This is a genomic window from Winogradskyella undariae, assembly GCF_013285155.1.
In the GTDB taxonomy this organism is placed as follows: Bacteria; Bacteroidota; Bacteroidia; order Flavobacteriales; family Flavobacteriaceae; genus Winogradskyella; species Winogradskyella undariae.
This window is the reverse complement of sequence record NZ_JABTEL010000001.1, coordinates 143,814-161,247: the sequence shown is the minus strand read 5'-3', so window position 1 is coordinate 161,247 and position 17,434 is coordinate 143,814. Positions and strand designations below refer to the sequence as shown.

Here is a 17,434-nt window from a genome sequence, read left to right as displayed (position 1 = left end):
GTCTATTTATTCAGGTTTCTCATGAAAACTCGCATGTTTTCAATAATAGCGTCACCATCTTCTTCTAAAGCAAAATGACCGGTATCGTAAATGTTGTAATCTATGTTTTTTACGTCTTTTTTAAACGCTTCGGCACCACTTTCAGGAAAAAAGGCATCATTTTTACCCCAAACGATTAATAATGGTGGTTGATAGTCTCTTAAATATTGTTGCCATTTTGGATATAGTTTTACATTATTCTGATAATCATAAAACAAATCTAAATTTACGGCATGTGCATTTGGTCTAGACAATCTTAAGAAATCTAAATTATAAGTATCCGGATCTACAGTTTCTATATCTCTAACACCATGTGTGTATTGCCATTTTAAACCTTCTAATGAAAAAGCAGGTAATAACGCATCTTCGGTTTCTTTAGTTCTATTTTTCCAAAGTGCTCTTATTCCAGACCAAGCTTCACCTAAACCTTCTTCATAAGCATTTCCGTTTTGGTTTATGATTGCTGTAATTCTTTCAGGATGAGCTGTTGCTAATCTAAAACCAATAGGAGCACCATAATCTTGAATCATTATCGCATAAGAATTAATCCCTTTTTGTTCTAAAAATGAATCAATAGTAACTGCAATATTATCAAATGTATAGGTAAACGTTTCCGCATCTGGAAAATCACTATTACCAAAACCAGGATAATCAGGTGCAATTAAATGAAACTCGTTAGAGAGTTGTGCTAACACTTTTCGGTATTGATACGATGATGCCGGAAAACCATGTAGTAAAACGATGGTTGGATTTTTAGGATTACCAGCTTCTCTATAAGCTATGTTTATTCCGTTTACAGCTAATGTTTTATATTTTAAAGTTGATTTTTGATTTTCACTAATCGCCAGTGAAGTGTTAGAACCTTTTTCCGTTTCTGATATTACCTGCTCTTTACAAGAGCTAAAAAGCAAAACGATACTTAAGGTTAGGACTACGTATTTCATAATTTAAATTTAAATCTCAAATTAATTTGAGAAAAGTTGAAAAGTCATAACCTGCATTCAAACAGCTTATGACTTATTTCTTTGTGTTTTTTAGTTTCTACCAGCCATAACACCACCATCGGTATCCCAAATAGCACCTGTTACCCAAGCAGCTTTATCTGATAATAAGAAGACGATACTATTGGCAATATCTTCCGATTCTCCAAAACGACCTATGGGATGAAAATCATTAAAGCCAACCAATGCTTCTTTCGCAGCTTCTTCACCACCAAAAACACCATGATACACAGGCGTATTTACTAATGCTGGCGATACGGCATTTACACGAATGTTATCGTCTGCTAATTCCATTGCTAAATGTTGAGTTAACGAATGTAAACCGGCTTTTTGCATAGAATAAGCCGTAGAAGGAGTTGCTTTTACCGCTTGTTTTGCCCACATAGAGCCCACATTTACGATAGAGCCACCTTGAGTCGCTTTCATTTTTTTAGCAGCACTTTGTGTGATAAAAAAGAAGCCTCTGTTTAAATCTAAATACGAATTATAGTCTTCCATAGTATGATCTAAAAATGGTTTGGGGCCAAAAATCCCTGAAGCATTTACTAAATAATCTAAGTTATCTAAACCATCAATTTTAGCTATTAAAGCATCAACTTCTGTGGTGTTAGATATGTTTGCTGTGTGTTTAATTAAGTTTGTTGCATCGGCAATTTTATCTATGTTTCTTCCTACAACATGTACGGTTGCACCGCCTTCTAACAACGCATTTGTTGTTGCGTTACCAATACCACTTGTTCCGCCAATGACTAAGGCTACTTTGTTTGCAAATTCTTTCATTTTATTTTTTATTTAAGTATTAATTAATTCCAATTTGGTTTTTTCTCTATTAAGTACCCGTCAGAAACAGTGCTTCCTTCGAGTGAATTTTCTTTGGCTTGTATTACAATAAAAGAGAAAAGTGAATCCGAGTTATTTCTGATTGCTCTTTCTGTATCTGTTGCAACTCTTACAACCGTTCCTTCTTTTAGATCTACATAATTATCATTGAGAAGTAATTGTCCTTTTCCTTTAACGGCGATATAGATTTCTTCGTTCTCTTTGTGTTTATGAAGTAGAGGAATTGCCGTATTCGATGCCATTGTATTAAACGATATTTCTGAGCTGGTTAATCCGAGCTCATCTTTTACAAACTTTTTTCCATCTAATTTAAAATCGGGACTTGGCTGAAATACACTTTTAGTCAAATTTGAGAATTCCCCTAATTCTAGTTTTGAGTAATCGCTTGATGTGTTATTTTCTTTCATAAATAATCTTTATTTAAAGACAGACAGGTCTGTCTTTATTTGTTTAAATTTTTTTAAGTTATTATTTTTTCACATAAATTTTTAGACTCAAGAATAGGCCAATCTTCTTGATGTAAGTAGCTTTCGCCTACAGCACTTTCGTATAGTAAATAGATTTGTCTTGCTAGTGAACTGACTTGCGCGCTTTTTATATGTTCTAGATTATTTGTAATGAGTTTGGTGATAAGTGCAATGAATTCGTTTTTTTGAGACTGAATTTCATGTCTAATAATGGCATTATCTTTTGGTATTTCTGAAACCGTTTTTATACACCAACACCCATTAAAATCTTTATCTTGATAAAATAATTGAAGGAAATCGAATATGGCTAGGATCTGATCTGTCCCTTTTGGTTTTGATGTGGTGAACTTTTCAAAATTTTCAATAAAATTGATATTCTTGTATTGAAGATAGGCCAAACAAATCTCTTCTTTAGATTTAAAATGACTGTAAAGCGTAGCCTTAGCAATGCCTGCTTCAGCTATTATTTGGTTTATACCCGTAGAATTATACCCGTTTTTATAAAATAAAAAAGAGGCTGTCTCCGTAATTCTATTTTTTACTTCACTATGTTTCATACTGCAAATATATAATAAAATATTAAAAACAGACAAGTCTGTCTGTTTTTAATATAAAATCAAGAATACTTAAGTTACAACTCGTGTTTATATATTATAATTAATAAGGCTAATTATCTAAGAGGTATTTAATTCAATTTATACTTCAAATCATGATCTCTAAGAGATTTTAATAACTCTTGAGAAATATTCACTTTATTTTTTCGGCTTGGCATTTGTACTTTGATCTTTTCGGCATTATCGTAAATCAAAAAACTTAAAGGTTTTGTGCCTTCATGTAACATAATTAAATCATGTAAAACATTAACTGTTTCGCTATCTAATTCTTTAATATTAAGCTGAATTGATAGTTTCTTTGCATAAGCATCCATGACATCATGTAACAACTGAAAACTATTAAACTGAATTCTAGGATCACCTTTTTTACCTGTATCTCTATTCACCCAACCTTCACGAACAAAAGCTCTTACATAAACAAAAGAATTTATAACAAAAAAGTGTCTGAATTTTAGGTAATCTTCTCCGAAAATTCTAAACTCGAAACTATCGGTGTAATCTTCAATTGTAAAAATAGCCCAACCTTTTCCTTGTTTACTTACACGATGTTGCACATCGGTAACCACACCCCCAAAGGTAATTTCACTATTTACAACGCTTTCTAAATTATTAAAATGAGCAACGACACCGTTACAAAACGATTTCATTTCAATTGAAAAATCATCGAGCGGATGACCAGAAATATAAATACCAACTACCTCTCTTTCTCGTGATAATTTCTCCATCGTTCCCCAATCTTCACATGGCGGCACTAAAGGTTCGGCAATTTGAACATCACTAGCCGCACCAAATAAACTCACTTGAGCAGAATTTTCATTTTCTTGATGTTTGGCACCATATTTAACAGCTTTCTCTAAAAAACTAATACCATCACCAACATCTGCAAAATATTGTGCTCTGTGAGTATTTGTCCAACAATCAAATCCTCCTGCATTTGCTAAGCCTTCAAAGGCTCTTTTATTGGCCGCACGTAAATCTATACGTTTTGCGAAATCGAAAATAGACTTATAATGACCTCCTTCTTTTCTGTTTTCTACAATCGTTTTAACCGCACCATGACCAACACCTTTTATAGCTCCCATTCCGAAACGCACAGCATTATCTTGGTTTACTGAAAACTTGTAAAAACTCTCATTTACATCTGGCCCTAAAACAGGTAATCGCATCCGTTTACACTCTTCCATAAAGAAGGTTACGGACTTAATATCATTCATGTTATTAGACAATACCGCAGCCATATATTCTGCTGGGTAATGTGCTTTTAAATAAGCAGTTTGGTAAGCAATCCAAGCATAACACGTTGAGTGAGACTTATTAAAGGCGTAACTTGCAAAGGCTTCCCAATCCTTCCAAATTTTTTCGAGTTTAGTTTTATCTAAACCTTTAGCTCCAGCTTGCTCAATAAATTTTGGTTTCATCTTATCCAAAACCGCAATCTGCTTTTTACCCATCGCTTTTCTCAAAACATCGGCTTCACCTTTTGTAAAATCGGCCAATTTTTGTGAAAGTAACATTACTTGCTCTTGATAAACTGTAATTCCGTAAGTCTCCTTAAGGTATTCTTCCATTTCTGGTAAATCGTAAACAATCTCTTCATCACCATGTTTACGCGCAATAAAACTTGGTATATACTCCATTGGACCCGGACGATACAAGGCGTTCATGGCAATTAAATCATCAAAAACCGTAGGCTTAAGATTCTTCATGTGCTTCTGCATCCCTGGTGATTCATACTGAAACACTCCAACTGTTTCTCCACGTTGGAATAACTCATACGTTGGCACATCATCTAATGGAAAATTCTCTGGATCTAGAGTAATATCATGTTTTGCCTTTACAAGTTTTACTGTGTCTTTAATTAACGTTAAGGTTTTTAATCCCAAGAAATCCATCTTCAATAACCCAGCACTTTCCACAACAGAGTTATCAAATTGTGTGACATACAAATCAGAATCCTTTGCTAATGCAACTGGTACGTAATTGGTAATATCCCCTGGTGTTATAATTACACCACAAGCGTGAATCCCTGTATTACGAACCGAACCTTCTAATATTCTAGCCTGGTTTAAGGTTTCGGCTTGTAAATCGTCACCATCAGAGATATTAAGTAATTCATTAATTTTCTCTAAATCCTCAGCTCTAAATTTACTTGCAAGTTCTTTTTCTGAAAGTCCAAAAATCTTACCTAGCTTAGACATTAAAGGAATCAACTTTGCAAGGTGATCCGCTTCATTTAATGGTAAATCTAATACTCTGGCTGTATCTCTAATTGAAGATTTTGCCGCCATTGTACCATAAGTAATAATCTGAGCTACCTGGTTAGCACCGTATTTTTCGATTACATAATCCATAACACGACTTCGACCTTCATCATCAAAATCAATATCAATATCGGGCATACTTACACGATCTGGGTTTAAGAAACGCTCAAAAAGTAAATCGTACTTAATGGGATCTATATTTGTAATCCACAAACAATAAGCAACCACAGATCCTGCTGCAGATCCACGACCAGGACCAACAGAAACATCCATTTTTCTGGCTTCACGAATAAAATCTTCAACAATTAAGAAGTATCCAGGATATCCTGTTTTTTCAATAACGCTCAGCTCAAAATCAAGACGTTCTTTAACTTCTGGAGTAATTTCACCGTAACGGATTTCAGCCCCCTTAAATGTTAGATGTTTTAGAAAAGCATTCTCTCCTCTCTTACCATTATCAACCTCATCTTCTTCAAATTTAAATTCATCAGGAATATCAAAGGCAGGTAATAATACATCTCTAGCTAACTCATAAGGCTCAATTTTATCTAAGACTTCTTGAATATTTACAATAGCTTCAGGAACATCTTTAAATAAAGCCTTCATTTCTGAAGTAGATTTAAAGTAATACTCCTGATTAGGCAAACCGTAACGATAACCACGACCACGACCTATTGGTGTCGCTTGCTTTTCTCCATCTTTAACACATAGCAAAATATCGTGAGCATTCGCGTTTTCCTGATCTACATAATAGGTGTTATTTGTTGCAACTAGCTTAACATCGTGCTTCTTTGCAAACTGAATTAACACAGGATTTACACGATTTTCATCTTCCTGATTATGACGCATTAACTCTAAATACAAATCATCACCAAAAGTATCTTTCCACCATAACAAAGCTTCTTCTGCTTGGTTCTCACCAACATTTAAAACTTTACTTGGCACTTCTCCATAAAGGTTACCTGTTAAGCAAATAAGATCTCCTTTATATTGTTCAATTAATTTTTTATCAATTCTAGGCACATAATAAAATCCATCTGTAAAAGCGGCAGATGATAATTTAGCCAAATTATGATACCCTACTTTATTTTTAGCCATCAATACTATTTGATAACCATTATCTTTTCGGGTTTTGTCTTTATGATCTTCACAGACAAAAAATTCGCAACCAATAATAGGTTTTATAATTTTACCTTTCTTTTCTAATCCAGCTTCTTCTGCTGCTTTATGTTGCGCTTTTACACCTTTATTATGACTAGAAACCGCAGTTACAAAGTGAAATGCCCCCATCATATTTCCATGATCGGTTAATGCAACACCAGGCATACCTTGTTTGGCAGCTGCAGCAACTAAATCCTTAATACTGATGGTAGATTGAAGAATAGAATACTGTGAATGGTTATGCAAATGCATAAACTCCGCATCTTCTATTTGAGACGCTGCCTCTTTATCAATTGTAGTTGTCGTAGAAGCTGCTTGCTCTTTTTGTAAACGCGCATTAATCTTAGCACTTTCACGTTTTAGATTAATATGTTTAAGACCTATAAGCTGAATTTCAGCAGGATTTACTTCTGTAAAATTCTGAAAATAATCGGGCTGAACATCTAATTGCTCTACTGTATATTGTTCCTTTCTAATTAACTCGAAAAAACAACGTGTTGTTGCCTCAACATCGGCCGTTGCGTTGTGTGCCTCACCAAATGGCTTATTGAATAAAAACTGGTGTAATTCCGTTAATGTTGGTAATTTAAATTTACCATAGCGTCCACCAGGAATCTGACACAAACTCGCTGTTTGCTCCGTACAAGTATCTAAAACAGGTAATTCTTGAAGTTGATTTGCAAGATCTTCTCTTACAAATTCTGCTCCCATAATATTTAAATCGAACTTAACATTCTGTCCGACTACAAACTTGGTTTTTGAAAGTGCAATATTAAATTTCTCTAAAACTTCAGATAATGGAATACCTTGCTCTTCTGCTAATCCTGTAGAAATACCGTGAATTTTTTCAGCATCATAAGGAATATTGAAACCCTCAGGTTTTACTAAATAATCTTCATGCTCAATACAGTTTCCCATAGCATCATGCAATTGCCAAGCAATCTGAATACACCTTGGCCAATTATCCGTATCCGTAATTGGTGCATCCCAACGTTTTGGTAATCCTGTGGTTTCAGTATCAAATATTAAGTACATATTGCTGTTGAGTTGTTTTATTATTGAATTGTTTCTCTTGCAATCCTATTTAATGTAGAACGCAAAGATAAACACTGTAATATAATTGTTTTGAATTCAAATTGTTTTACAATGAGACGCTAAGTGTAACGAAAATCATTATAAATATCGACTGAACAGTCTTTTACCTGCACACGAAGCAGCAAATAACACAATCAAAATCACCAAAATAATTAGCGTATAAAATTACATAGAATTTGAATTCATTTGAAAAGAAAACCTAAAGAGTTTTTAACACATAAAAAAAGCGTCAATCCTAAAGGAATGACGCTTTTAATATAAAATATTTTTATGTTATGCTTGTAAATAATCTGGAACACCATCGTTATCGGTATCTACTGCATCATCAGGATTACCATCTCCATTTGGATCCGAACTTTCGTTTATCGTTAAAATTAAATCTCCATCATCATCTGCATCTAAATAATCAAAATCACCATCGCCATCAGTATCTATAGGGTTTCCATCTGCATCTTTTGCTTCAAAAATGGTTAAAACACCATCTCCATCATCATCATCGTCTAAATAATTAGGAATACCATCTCCGTCCGTATCATCATCATCTAAATTACCATCGGTATCTCCATTAAAATTCTCAAAAACATTAGGAACGCCATCAACATCATTATCACTACAATCTAAACCATCTATTAGCAGTTGAAGACTTCCATCGTTATCACCACAAATATCAATTTGCTGTTGTAAATAAAATGCATACTGTGTACATTTTTCAATATAATTACCAATAGTTGCAGTGCTATATTGCAATTCTGCTTCAACTACATTTTCCATGGCCATTTCACAAGAAATCTCACAATCTCCAAAAGATTCAATGAATTCAAGAGATTCAATTAATTCTTGTAAAGTCCCATCTGGATCTCCACAAATTGCAAATTGCAGTGTCAAAGCTTCTGAATACGCATTACAAGCAGCAGCAAAAACATCACTATTTATAAAACCTAAATCATCTTCTACAGATGCAGCTTCATAAGCTAAAAATGCAGTTTGCACTGACATCTCTACATCAGTACATGTTATAGGATCTGTTGGTAATGTCCCAGAAATCAATGGAACTTTATAAAAAATACCATTTGTAAATCCAACCGAATTCATTCCTGAAGCATCAAAAGCTAAAAACCTATAAGTTCCTGTAAAGGTTTTATTAACGACATCTATTTCTTCAATAATAATTTTCCCTAGCTCAGGATAAACTGAAACACTTTCATCAGGAGTATTCGTTGTCGAAAATTCAGTTCCGAAACCATCAGTATATTTAGCTTCTACAACATCAATTTCACCAACATTAAATTCAGATTCAATTACAGAAGGCACTATAAGTTCAACTGTTTCATAATTACTTGTTCCGGTAATCGTTAAGTATCCATTTGCTTCGATACTTGCAGAAAATGCTTTTGCTCTCCAAAGTGCATTTTCACGATCTCCTTGAAAAGCGGGAGTATTAAACTTTACTTCATCACCACAGCTGAATACGGTAAAAAAAACGAGAGATAGGAGGATTAGTTTTTTCATCATTTAATAAAGAATAGTTAACCTTTGCTTCAAATATAATGAAACAAGAGTCCCAAAAGTATAATAATTTTTCAGAAAGTAGCAAACTCGACATTTTCTTTTAGCAAAAATGTATTATCTAATTGAAAATTAAAAAATTATATTATATTTGTCGCCTCATTAATAACAGAGGTCGAGAACCTCATTAATTAATTATTATGCCTGTAAAAATTAGATTACAAAGACACGGTAAAAAAGGAAAACCTTATTACTGGATCGTAGCAGCGGATTCTCGCTCTAAAAGAGATGGTAAATACCTAGAAAAATTAGGTGCTTACAATCCAAACACAAATCCTGCAACTATTGAATTAAATGTTGACGGAGCTGTACAATGGTTACAAAATGGAGCACAACCAACTGACACTGCAAAAGCAATTTTATCTTATAAAGGTGCTATGCTAAAAAATCATTTAGCTGGTGGTGTAAGAAAAGGAGCTTTAACTGAAGAGCAAGCTGAAGAAAAATTCAATGCTTGGGTAGAAGAAAAAGCAATTAAAGTACAAGCTAAATCTGACGGTTTATCTCAAGCAGATGCAGAAGCTAAGGCTAAAGCACATGCAGCAGAAAAAGCGGTAAATGAAGCACGTATCGCAGCAGCAACACCAGTTGTTGAAGAAGTAGCGACTGAAGAAACAGAAGCTTCTAGCGAAGAAGAATAAAAAATTATTTTTTATACTTTTGAACCCAGACTATTTTATGGTCTGGGTTTTTCATTTTATATAACCACAGAATAGTTTTACAAAATGATTCTCATTAAGATGAGAATCTATTAAACATTTAAAATTAGCATTAATAAGATTTCCGTTTTAACGGAAACCATAAATACGAGATTTATTTTGAAAAAAGAAGACTGTTTTTATTTAGGTAAAATTGTATCCAAATACAGTTTTAAAGGAGAACTTTTAATAAAATTAGATACTGACGAACCTGATTTATACGATAACCTTGATGCTATTTTTATAGATCTGAGAGGGAATTTAGTTCCTTTCTTTGCTGAATCTTCTCAATTACATAAATCTAATTTATTACGTATAAAGTTTGAAGATGTAGATACTGAAGAAGATGCTGATGCTTTAATTAAAACAGATTTATACTTACCCATGGACTTACTTCCAAAACTAGAGGGTAATAAATTTTATTTTCATGAAGTCATTGGTTTCGCTATTATAGATTCAAATTATGGTGATGTAGGAATTTTAAAAGGTATTAATGATTCTACAGCTCAAGCTTTATTTGAAATAGATAAAGACGGAATTGAAATTTTAATTCCAATGAATGATGAATTTATTGTTAAGGTTGATAGAAAAAACAAGACGATAGAGGTTAACACTCCAGAAGGGCTGATTGATTTATATCTTGAAGAATAATGAGCTCACTTCCTTTTAAATTTAAACAATTTACAGTTGCACAAGATAAATGTGCAATGAAAATAGGCACAGATGGCGTATTACTTGGCGCTTGGGCCTCTGTTGACAACAATCCATTTTCTGTTTTAGATATTGGATCTGGTACCGGAGTACTTTCTTTAATGATAGCACAACGTAGTTTTGCAGAAAATATAGAAGCTGTAGAAATCGATGATGATGCATACGAACAATGTTCTGAGAATTTTGAAAGCTCACCTTGGGCTGATCGCTTATTTTGCTATCATGCTTCATTATTAGAATTTGTTGAAGAAGTAGAAGACAAATTTGACCTTATTATATGTAATCCTCCATTTTACTCTGAAGATTATAAAACCACAGACAAATCAAGAGATTTAGCACGATTTAACGATGCCATGCCTTTTGAGCACCTTATTTATGCCATGGTAAATTTACTTTCAGAAAATGGTATTTTTTCAGTTGTAATTCCACATAAAGAAGAATCAAACTTTGTGGGTTTAGCTCATAATGCAGGCCTATTTCCTCATAAAATTCTTCATGTAAAAGGGAACCCTGATTCGGATATTAAACGAAGTCTCATAGAGTTTCGTTTTAAAGAAGAAAAGACAGAAACAACAGAATTAATCATAGAAACTGCTCGCCATCAATACACTAAAGACTACATAAATCTTACCAAAGATTTTTATTTGAAAATGTAACATTGCCTTTGTAAGCTGAAAACGAATTCGTTACTTTTGTTTGGAACTAAATAAACAACTATAAAACTTGAGCAATAGCGACAGTATTTAACAAGTTTATAACAAACAGAATTCTCAGATGAAACCAGATTTATTCGAAGCACCAGATTATTATAACCTTGATGAGTTACTTACAGAAGAGCACAAATTAATACGTGATGCCGCAAGAGAATGGGTAAAACGTGATGTCTCTCCTATTATAGAAGAATATGCTCAAAAAGCAGAATTCCCAACACAGATTGTTAAAGGCCTTGCTGAAATTGGCGCTTTTGGACCTTACATCCCCGAAGAATATGGAGGAGCAGGATTAGACCAAATCTCTTATGGTTTAATAATGCAAGAAATTGAACGTGGAGATTCTGGCGTACGCAGTACAGCTTCGGTACAATCCTCTTTAGTAATGTATCCGATATGGAAATACGGTAACGAAGAACAACGCAATAAATACTTACCTAAATTAGCTTCTGGAGAATGGATTGGATCATTTGGATTAACCGAACCAGATCATGGTTCTAATCCAGGTGGTATGGTTACCAACTTTAAAGATATGGGCGATCATTATCTTTTAAATGGTGCAAAAATGTGGATTAGTAATTCACCGTTTTGCAACATCGCTGTCGTTTGGGCAAAAGATGAAAGCGGACGTATTCACGGTTTAATCGTAGAGCGTGGCATGGAAGGTTTTTCCACACCAGAAACACATAACAAATGGTCACTTAGAGCATCTGCTACAGGTGAGCTTATTTTTGATAACGTAAAAGTTCCTAAAGAGAATTTACTACCAAACAAATCTGGATTAGGAGCACCATTAGGCTGCTTAGATTCGGCAAGGTTTGGTATTGCTTGGGGTGCAATTGGAGCTGCAATGGATTGTTACGACACTGCTTTACGCTATAGTAAACAACGTATGCAATTTGATAAACCAATCGGACAATTTCAACTGCAACAAAAGAAACTCGCAGAAATGATTACCGAAATTACCAAAGCACAATTATTAGCTTGGAGACTTGGTGTAATGCGAGAAAATGGCACAGCAACTTCAGCACAAATATCAATGGCAAAGCGTAATAATGTAGACATGGCATTAACTATAGCTAGAGATGCTAGGCAAATGTTAGGAGGCATGGGAATTAGTGGCGAATACAGCATAATGAGACATATGATGAACTTAGAAAGTGTTATAACTTATGAAGGCACACACGATATTCACTTACTAATTACGGGTCTAGATATTACAGGATTAAACGCTTTTAAATAATCATATATTAAGTTTTCATTTACCATAGGCCTTATTATTTATATAATAACTGACATTTGACATATTTTAAACTTCTTATGAAAGCTAAATTTGTTTTAAGACTAAAACGCATTAAAAACACTAAATCAATAGATTAAACGATTATGGATGAGGTAAGAAATGAACTAATTCAATTTATTAATTTACAATTAGCTTCTATAGGGCAACCTGTTTTTAGAGATAATGAAAACAGTAAAGAGAAGTTTTGTGATCCTAAATTTGAAGCACTAACCAAAGGATTAATAACAAGTATTCAAGAAAAATCAAGACTTCTCGGTAGCCACCATAGTCCTGCTGATTCTAGAATTCAAAATTTTATTGATGATTATTTAAAAGACGTAAACATCGATAAAGCTTGCGTAATTCCAAACAACACATTAATTCTATCAAGAAAAGGCCAAGCAAGAGAAGCTAGTTTACCACCTGACGGAAATGAATTTAAGAGCGATTTAATCACTACAAACAGAATAAAACAAGGGATTTTAAACAATCCTTTAAATGATAAACGAACCACAAAAGGAACTTTTCATATTGTAGAAGGCCCATTACCGGTTCCATTAGACAAAAAAGAAGTTCCAAAAATTGTTTTTGCGCATTTCTTAAATGCAGCTTTTAACCCATCAGATGATTTAAATATTTTACCATTTACATCAACTCAAAAGAACAAAGCAAAAACTATGGTTTCAATGCTTTTAAGACCTATAGTTTCTCCAGAAGTAAGAGGTGTTATTACCGAAAAATCATTAGATGTTCGCTTTTTCGCACCTGGTAATTTAGTGAGTAATTTAGATTTTGTTGAGTCTATCTTCGGCAATGCAGGAGATCCAAATTTAGCACACAATGATGCTGCATTAGATACGCAACATTGGACAGGTCACACAGGCTGTGTCGTTCTTGCTCCGCAATTAAAGTCATTAAAGAAAAAGGATTTAGGTCTACCACATTTTGATGAAGCTACTGAGCGTCAAAAAAATGATGAGATGTGTTGGAAAGACGAAAACGAATTATACAACGAAGGAAGTCCATTTAAAATTACATGTAGAGACGACAGAGGTGTTGTAATTACTCTTATCGCTGATAATTATTTTGGCTATTCTAAAAAAGAAATTAAAACACAGATTAGTTACTCTGCAAATCTACTAGGCTTAGCTGAAGAAGAACATTCTGGCGGTGCAATTGCTTTTGCCAGAAGAGTTATGGGAAATTCTCTAAATGGTAAAGATTATACAGAATTTCAAGGTAATAAGCACAGTTTTGAGCTAGTAAAAGAACTATTAGGAGACAGAATTGAGGTTCAGCCAGAAAATTATGCCATCGATAAAAAATACCCTAACCTTATTTACATTCCGGAGTTTGCTTATATAGACACAAATACAAATAGCATAACTTGGGAATATAATAACCAAACACAAAAACTTATCTTATCACCATATAAAACTTACATACACCCGACAGGAAGTAAGTTTAATTTAGAAAAGCATAACGCTATTGATTTATGGCGAATCATAGATACTTTTGCAGAAGGCGTTTACTGTCATAAACCCTGTACGGTATCTGGAGGTGGTAAATCTGAAATCTCTAAATCAATGCAAAATGCAATTACTTATAGTGCATTTAACATTCATGATATTGATGAAGACTTCAAAAAAGCAGACGAAATCATTGAATTTAATTATTCTACACGTTGGAAAGTAAAGGATCCAAATCGTCCAAAGTCTAGACATTTTTTAAGTGATAAACGAACCTTAAGTTCTGCTGTAAAACTATTAACACCTTCATCTCACAATTCTAATGAATTTAATGAGTTTTTAGCAAACATCCCTGTTCATATCCGTTCTCTTGTACTCTTTGTAAAACGTTTATACAGACAGGCACATGGAGATATTAACTGGAAAGACACCATGTCTGTAGAAATTATTAATGGTGAAAACGGAACAAGTTTATTGTATAATAACACCCCTGTTGTAGGTAGTTATGTTCGTATTGGTTTTAATCAAAAAGGAAATTGGATGCTCAATAAATTGCGTTCGGACTTTTCTGCTTGTGAAAAAATACAAATGGAAGATGATATTACGGCATCAATTACTTTATCTAGAAATCAGCTTAATGACTTAAATCCTGAATTTGACAATAAAAGTTTAAAAATCACAGCCAATTGTGAGGCTCATTTATTTCAAAGACCAGACGAAGCTATTGTAAGAGGTTACGATAAAAATGCCGAATTAGATATTGTTACTAACGGACGTTTCTTAACCAATTATGAGTTATTAAAAAAGGCAGATGCAATTGCCATTTACGAAGACACTATTAACTTTGACAAATATACACAACCCGTTAAAGATTTTATTAAAAGCATTGTAAATAGTGATAAAGAAGAAGAGTTTTTTGTATTACCATCTCACACCAGAATTGTAAATGGAGAGCCTACAAAAAACCCACGTTATTTAGAGCCTTACAAAAATGTTACAGAAACAGAAGCTAGTTATCTTGCAGAAGTTGGTGTACGTTTAATAAGACGAATAAAATCTGAATCGCCTGTAATTAACGTTGTAAATGCCGTTTTACCAGGACGAAGAAATAATCCGGTAGATAAAGCTGCAGGGATACGCCCGTTAGCCGTTTACAATCCTATTCACTACCAAGAAGCTCCAGAATTATTTATGGACTTTATTTGTAGTTTAACAGGTAAATCACCATCAACAACTGGTGCTGGATCTGAAGGTGCATTAACAAAAGCACCATTTAATATGCTAACGCCGACAACGGATTTAAACAATGCTTTATTATCTCACATCCTTACAGAATCTAACGGCTTTAGTACAGCTGCTGGTTATATCGGTGCAGAAAATAAAATAGACCACGATGTTAGTTTACTAATTCCTGAAATATGGGCACGTTTAGAACCAAAAGACAGAGATCCAAAACATTTAATAGAGAATGGTTCTTTAGAGAAAATTGAAGATTTTGAGTTTCAAGGTGAAAAAATTCTTGCTAGTCGTTTAGGTTACAGAATTACTAACATATTTTCTTTAAGATGTTTAAACCGTTTATTTGATGAACCAACAGCGGTCTTTAATGAACGTATGTTAAAACCCGAATTACAAGGCTTAGACGATTATGTAGATGGTATAAAAAATATTGTAGAAGCACAACAAAAAGTAGCTTTACGTTATTTTGAAGATGGAAGCATTAACGCTACCATACCACCTTTAAAAATATTGTTACATATTATGGCTTATGGAACTTATGAAGGTAAAGACATTAGCAATCCAGAATTGCGTAAATACTTCACTAGAGATTACGTTATAAATAGTGATTGGTACAAAGAACGATTGATTTTAAAACAACAAAAAGATATTCGTTTCTATGAGTCACAAATCACTTATTTAGAAACATTTATTTCTAACCCTAACAACAGTAATATTGTTTTAGAAATGAATTTAAATGAACGTTTAAAAGACGTGAAAGTGAATTCTGAAAAAGTGAATTCCGATGCTTATTTAGAAAGTCTTTATGGCACAATTGGTGCAGATCCGTTATATAAAAAATAGATTAAAAGACTTAAATATTATAATTATAAAATGCTTCTCCTAACCGAGAGGCATTTTTTATTTAAATTTACAGCATGTCATCAAAAACAAGATTAGATCGCGCTTATAAAAATGCCAAACGGTTAAAGTTTAACGACGCTTCTAAACTTATATTATTTAGTGATTGTCATCGCGGCGACAACAGTTTTGCAGATGATTTTGCTAACAATAGAAACATCTATTTTCATGCGTTGAGGCATTATTATCTTGAAGGATTTAGCTACTGTGAAATAGGAGATGGCGATGAACTTTGGGAAAATATATCGTTCGAGTCTATATTTAATGCTCATAAGAATGTATACATGCTTATGAAACAATTTCATGATGAAAACCGTTTGCATATGATATGGGGAAATCATGATATGGTTTATCGTGATCCGAAATATGTCGAAAAATATTTGTTTTCATTTTTCGATCCAAAAACAGGAAAAGACGAAGATTTATTTTGTGATATTAAATATCATGAAGGTATCGTTTTAGAACATTCTGAAACCAATCAAGAATTATTTCTTACGCACGGACACCAAGCCGATTGGTGGAATTATACTTTTTGGAAATGGAGTCGTTTTTTAGTTCGTGTCCTTTGGAAACCTCTAAATGTTATGGGTATTGCCGACCCAACAACGCCTGCAAAAAACTATACAGAGCTTATAAAAATAGAAAAGCGCACCAAACAATGGATCACAGATAACAATAACTTAATCACTATTGTTGGCCACACACACAGACCACGTTTTCCTGAACCAGGAGATATTGCTTATTTCAACGATGGTAGTTGCGTTCACCCAAGAAGTATTACCGGTTTAGAAATTGAAAATGGAATGATTTCATTAATTAAATGGCAGGTGATAACCTCTGAAGATGGTAACTTAAAAATTGACCGTTTTTTATTGGAAGGACCAACAAAGCTTGCTGATTATAGAACAGAATAAACTATTATACAATAAAAACCTCGAAGATTTAAAAAGTCTACGAGGCTTAAATTGTTCTTTATTGTAAAAAATATCCCTGCTATTATTGCAAGAATTTGTTAAGATTCCGGAGCTAATTCAATCTCTAAACCTTCCATTTCTTGCGTCATTTGTATTTGGCAACCTAAACGAGAATTATCTTTAACATCAAAAGCTTCAGAAAGCATTGCTTCTTCATCGTCTTGCATTTCGGGTAATAGAGTATCGCTTAAAACATAGCATTGACAAGATGCGCACATAGCCATACCACCACAAATCCCAATGGTTCCTTCTGGAGCTAACTCGTATGAACGAACTACTTCCATTAAATTCATTGCCATATCTGTTGGAGCTTCAATTTGATGCTTAACTCCTTCTCTATCGATAATTGTAATATTAATATCTTGTTCCATTAGTATTTCCTGTGAAACCAGGATTTTGTATTTATT

13 protein-coding genes are annotated in these 17,434 nt (G+C 33.5%); 6 read left to right on the top strand and 7 right to left on the bottom strand.

The genetic code is table 11. The features are described from left to right. Positions 1-2 precede the first annotated feature (2 nt). The 6 genes from HSX10_RS00685 to HSX10_RS00660 form a co-directional block, all read right to left on the bottom strand. On the bottom strand, positions 3-983 hold the full coding sequence (locus HSX10_RS00685; protein WP_173586274.1) for an alpha/beta fold hydrolase: 981 nt from the start codon (positions 981-983) through the stop codon (positions 3-5). Between the two features lie 90 nt (positions 984-1,073). Continuing rightward, the gene (locus HSX10_RS00680) at positions 1,074-1,820 is read right to left on the bottom strand and encodes an SDR family NAD(P)-dependent oxidoreductase (protein ID WP_173586273.1); all 747 of its coding nucleotides are present in this window, start codon (positions 1,818-1,820) and stop codon (positions 1,074-1,076) included. 23 nt (positions 1,821-1,843) lie between these two features. Then, positions 1,844-2,287 (bottom strand): cupin domain-containing protein, encoded by a 444-nt coding sequence (locus HSX10_RS00675; RefSeq protein ID WP_173586272.1) that lies wholly within the window; start codon positions 2,285-2,287, stop codon positions 1,844-1,846. A gap of 53 nt (positions 2,288-2,340) precedes the next feature. Then, a complete protein-coding gene (locus HSX10_RS00670) occupies positions 2,341-2,904 on the bottom strand; it encodes a TetR/AcrR family transcriptional regulator (RefSeq protein ID WP_173586271.1) in 564 nt (187 codons plus the stop codon). 128 nt (positions 2,905-3,032) lie between these two features. Then, entirely contained in the window at positions 3,033-7,418 is a 4,386-nt protein-coding gene (gene dnaE, locus HSX10_RS00665; protein ID WP_173586270.1) for a DNA polymerase III subunit alpha, read from the bottom strand. A gap of 333 nt (positions 7,419-7,751) precedes the next feature. Beyond that, entirely contained in the window at positions 7,752-8,987 is a 1,236-nt protein-coding gene (locus HSX10_RS00660; protein ID WP_173586269.1) for a DUF6252 domain-containing protein, read from the bottom strand. A gap of 197 nt (positions 8,988-9,184) precedes the next feature. Between HSX10_RS00660 and HSX10_RS00655 the strand changes: the two genes are divergently transcribed. The 6 genes from HSX10_RS00655 to HSX10_RS00630 all read left to right on the top strand — a co-directional run bounded on the left by HSX10_RS00655 (position 9,185) and on the right by HSX10_RS00630 (position 16,967). Next, positions 9,185-9,685: a 30S ribosomal protein S16 gene (locus tag HSX10_RS00655; protein WP_173586268.1), complete on the top strand. Its 501-nt coding sequence runs from the start codon at positions 9,185-9,187 to the stop codon at positions 9,683-9,685. A 177-nt stretch (positions 9,686-9,862) separates the two neighbouring features. Beyond that, positions 9,863-10,393 carry a ribosome maturation factor RimM gene (rimM, locus tag HSX10_RS00650; RefSeq protein ID WP_173586267.1) on the top strand — a complete coding sequence of 177 codons (531 nt, stop codon included), beginning with the start codon at positions 9,863-9,865 and terminating at the stop codon, positions 10,391-10,393. Between the two features lie 56 nt (positions 10,394-10,449). Next, positions 10,450-11,109 (top strand): tRNA1(Val) (adenine(37)-N6)-methyltransferase, encoded by a 660-nt coding sequence (locus HSX10_RS00645; RefSeq protein ID WP_254453181.1) that lies wholly within the window; start codon positions 10,450-10,452, stop codon positions 11,107-11,109. Between the two features lie 118 nt (positions 11,110-11,227). Then, positions 11,228-12,406 carry an acyl-CoA dehydrogenase family protein gene (locus HSX10_RS00640; RefSeq protein ID WP_173586265.1) on the top strand — a complete coding sequence of 393 codons (1,179 nt, stop codon included), beginning with the start codon at positions 11,228-11,230 and terminating at the stop codon, positions 12,404-12,406. 143 nt (positions 12,407-12,549) lie between these two features. Continuing rightward, on the top strand, positions 12,550-15,996 hold the full coding sequence (locus tag HSX10_RS00635; protein WP_173586264.1) for a PPi-type phosphoenolpyruvate carboxykinase family protein: 3,447 nt from the start codon (positions 12,550-12,552) through the stop codon (positions 15,994-15,996). Positions 15,997-16,070: 74 nt separating this feature from the next. After that, positions 16,071-16,967 carry a metallophosphoesterase family protein gene (locus HSX10_RS00630; RefSeq protein ID WP_173586263.1) on the top strand — a complete coding sequence of 299 codons (897 nt, stop codon included), beginning with the start codon at positions 16,071-16,073 and terminating at the stop codon, positions 16,965-16,967. A gap of 98 nt (positions 16,968-17,065) precedes the next feature. On the opposite strand, the gene HSX10_RS00625 is transcribed toward HSX10_RS00630, so the two are convergent. Then, positions 17,066-17,398 (bottom strand): 2Fe-2S iron-sulfur cluster-binding family protein, encoded by a 333-nt coding sequence (locus HSX10_RS00625; protein ID WP_173586262.1) that lies wholly within the window; start codon positions 17,396-17,398, stop codon positions 17,066-17,068. Positions 17,399-17,434 lie beyond the last annotated feature (36 nt).

Excerpts from the sequence above, each read along its gene's own strand:
- HSX10_RS00655 (WP_173586268.1), top strand. The coding sequence starts at position 9,185 with ATGCCTGTAAAAATTAGATTACAAAGACACGGTAAAAAAGGAAAACCT.
- HSX10_RS00630 (WP_173586263.1), top strand. The coding sequence starts at position 16,071 with ATGTCATCAAAAACAAGATTAGATCGCGCTTATAAAAATGCCAAACGG.
- HSX10_RS00635 (WP_173586264.1), top strand. The coding sequence starts at position 12,550 with ATGGATGAGGTAAGAAATGAACTAATTCAATTTATTAATTTACAATTA.
- HSX10_RS00625 (WP_173586262.1), bottom strand. The coding sequence starts at position 17,398 with ATGGAACAAGATATTAATATTACAATTATCGATAGAGAAGGAGTTAAG.
- HSX10_RS00670 (WP_173586271.1), bottom strand. The coding sequence starts at position 2,904 with ATGAAACATAGTGAAGTAAAAAATAGAATTACGGAGACAGCCTCTTTT.
- HSX10_RS00645 (WP_254453181.1), top strand. The coding sequence starts at position 10,450 with ATGAAAATAGGCACAGATGGCGTATTACTTGGCGCTTGGGCCTCTGTT.
- HSX10_RS00640 (WP_173586265.1), top strand. The coding sequence starts at position 11,228 with ATGAAACCAGATTTATTCGAAGCACCAGATTATTATAACCTTGATGAG.
- dnaE (WP_173586270.1), bottom strand. The coding sequence starts at position 7,418 with ATGTACTTAATATTTGATACTGAAACCACAGGATTACCAAAACGTTGG.
- HSX10_RS00685 (WP_173586274.1), bottom strand. The coding sequence starts at position 983 with ATGAAATACGTAGTCCTAACCTTAAGTATCGTTTTGCTTTTTAGCTCT.
- HSX10_RS00680 (WP_173586273.1), bottom strand. The coding sequence starts at position 1,820 with ATGAAAGAATTTGCAAACAAAGTAGCCTTAGTCATTGGCGGAACAAGT.
- HSX10_RS00675 (WP_173586272.1), bottom strand. The coding sequence starts at position 2,287 with ATGAAAGAAAATAACACATCAAGCGATTACTCAAAACTAGAATTAGGG.
- HSX10_RS00660 (WP_173586269.1), bottom strand. The coding sequence starts at position 8,987 with ATGAAAAAACTAATCCTCCTATCTCTCGTTTTTTTTACCGTATTCAGC.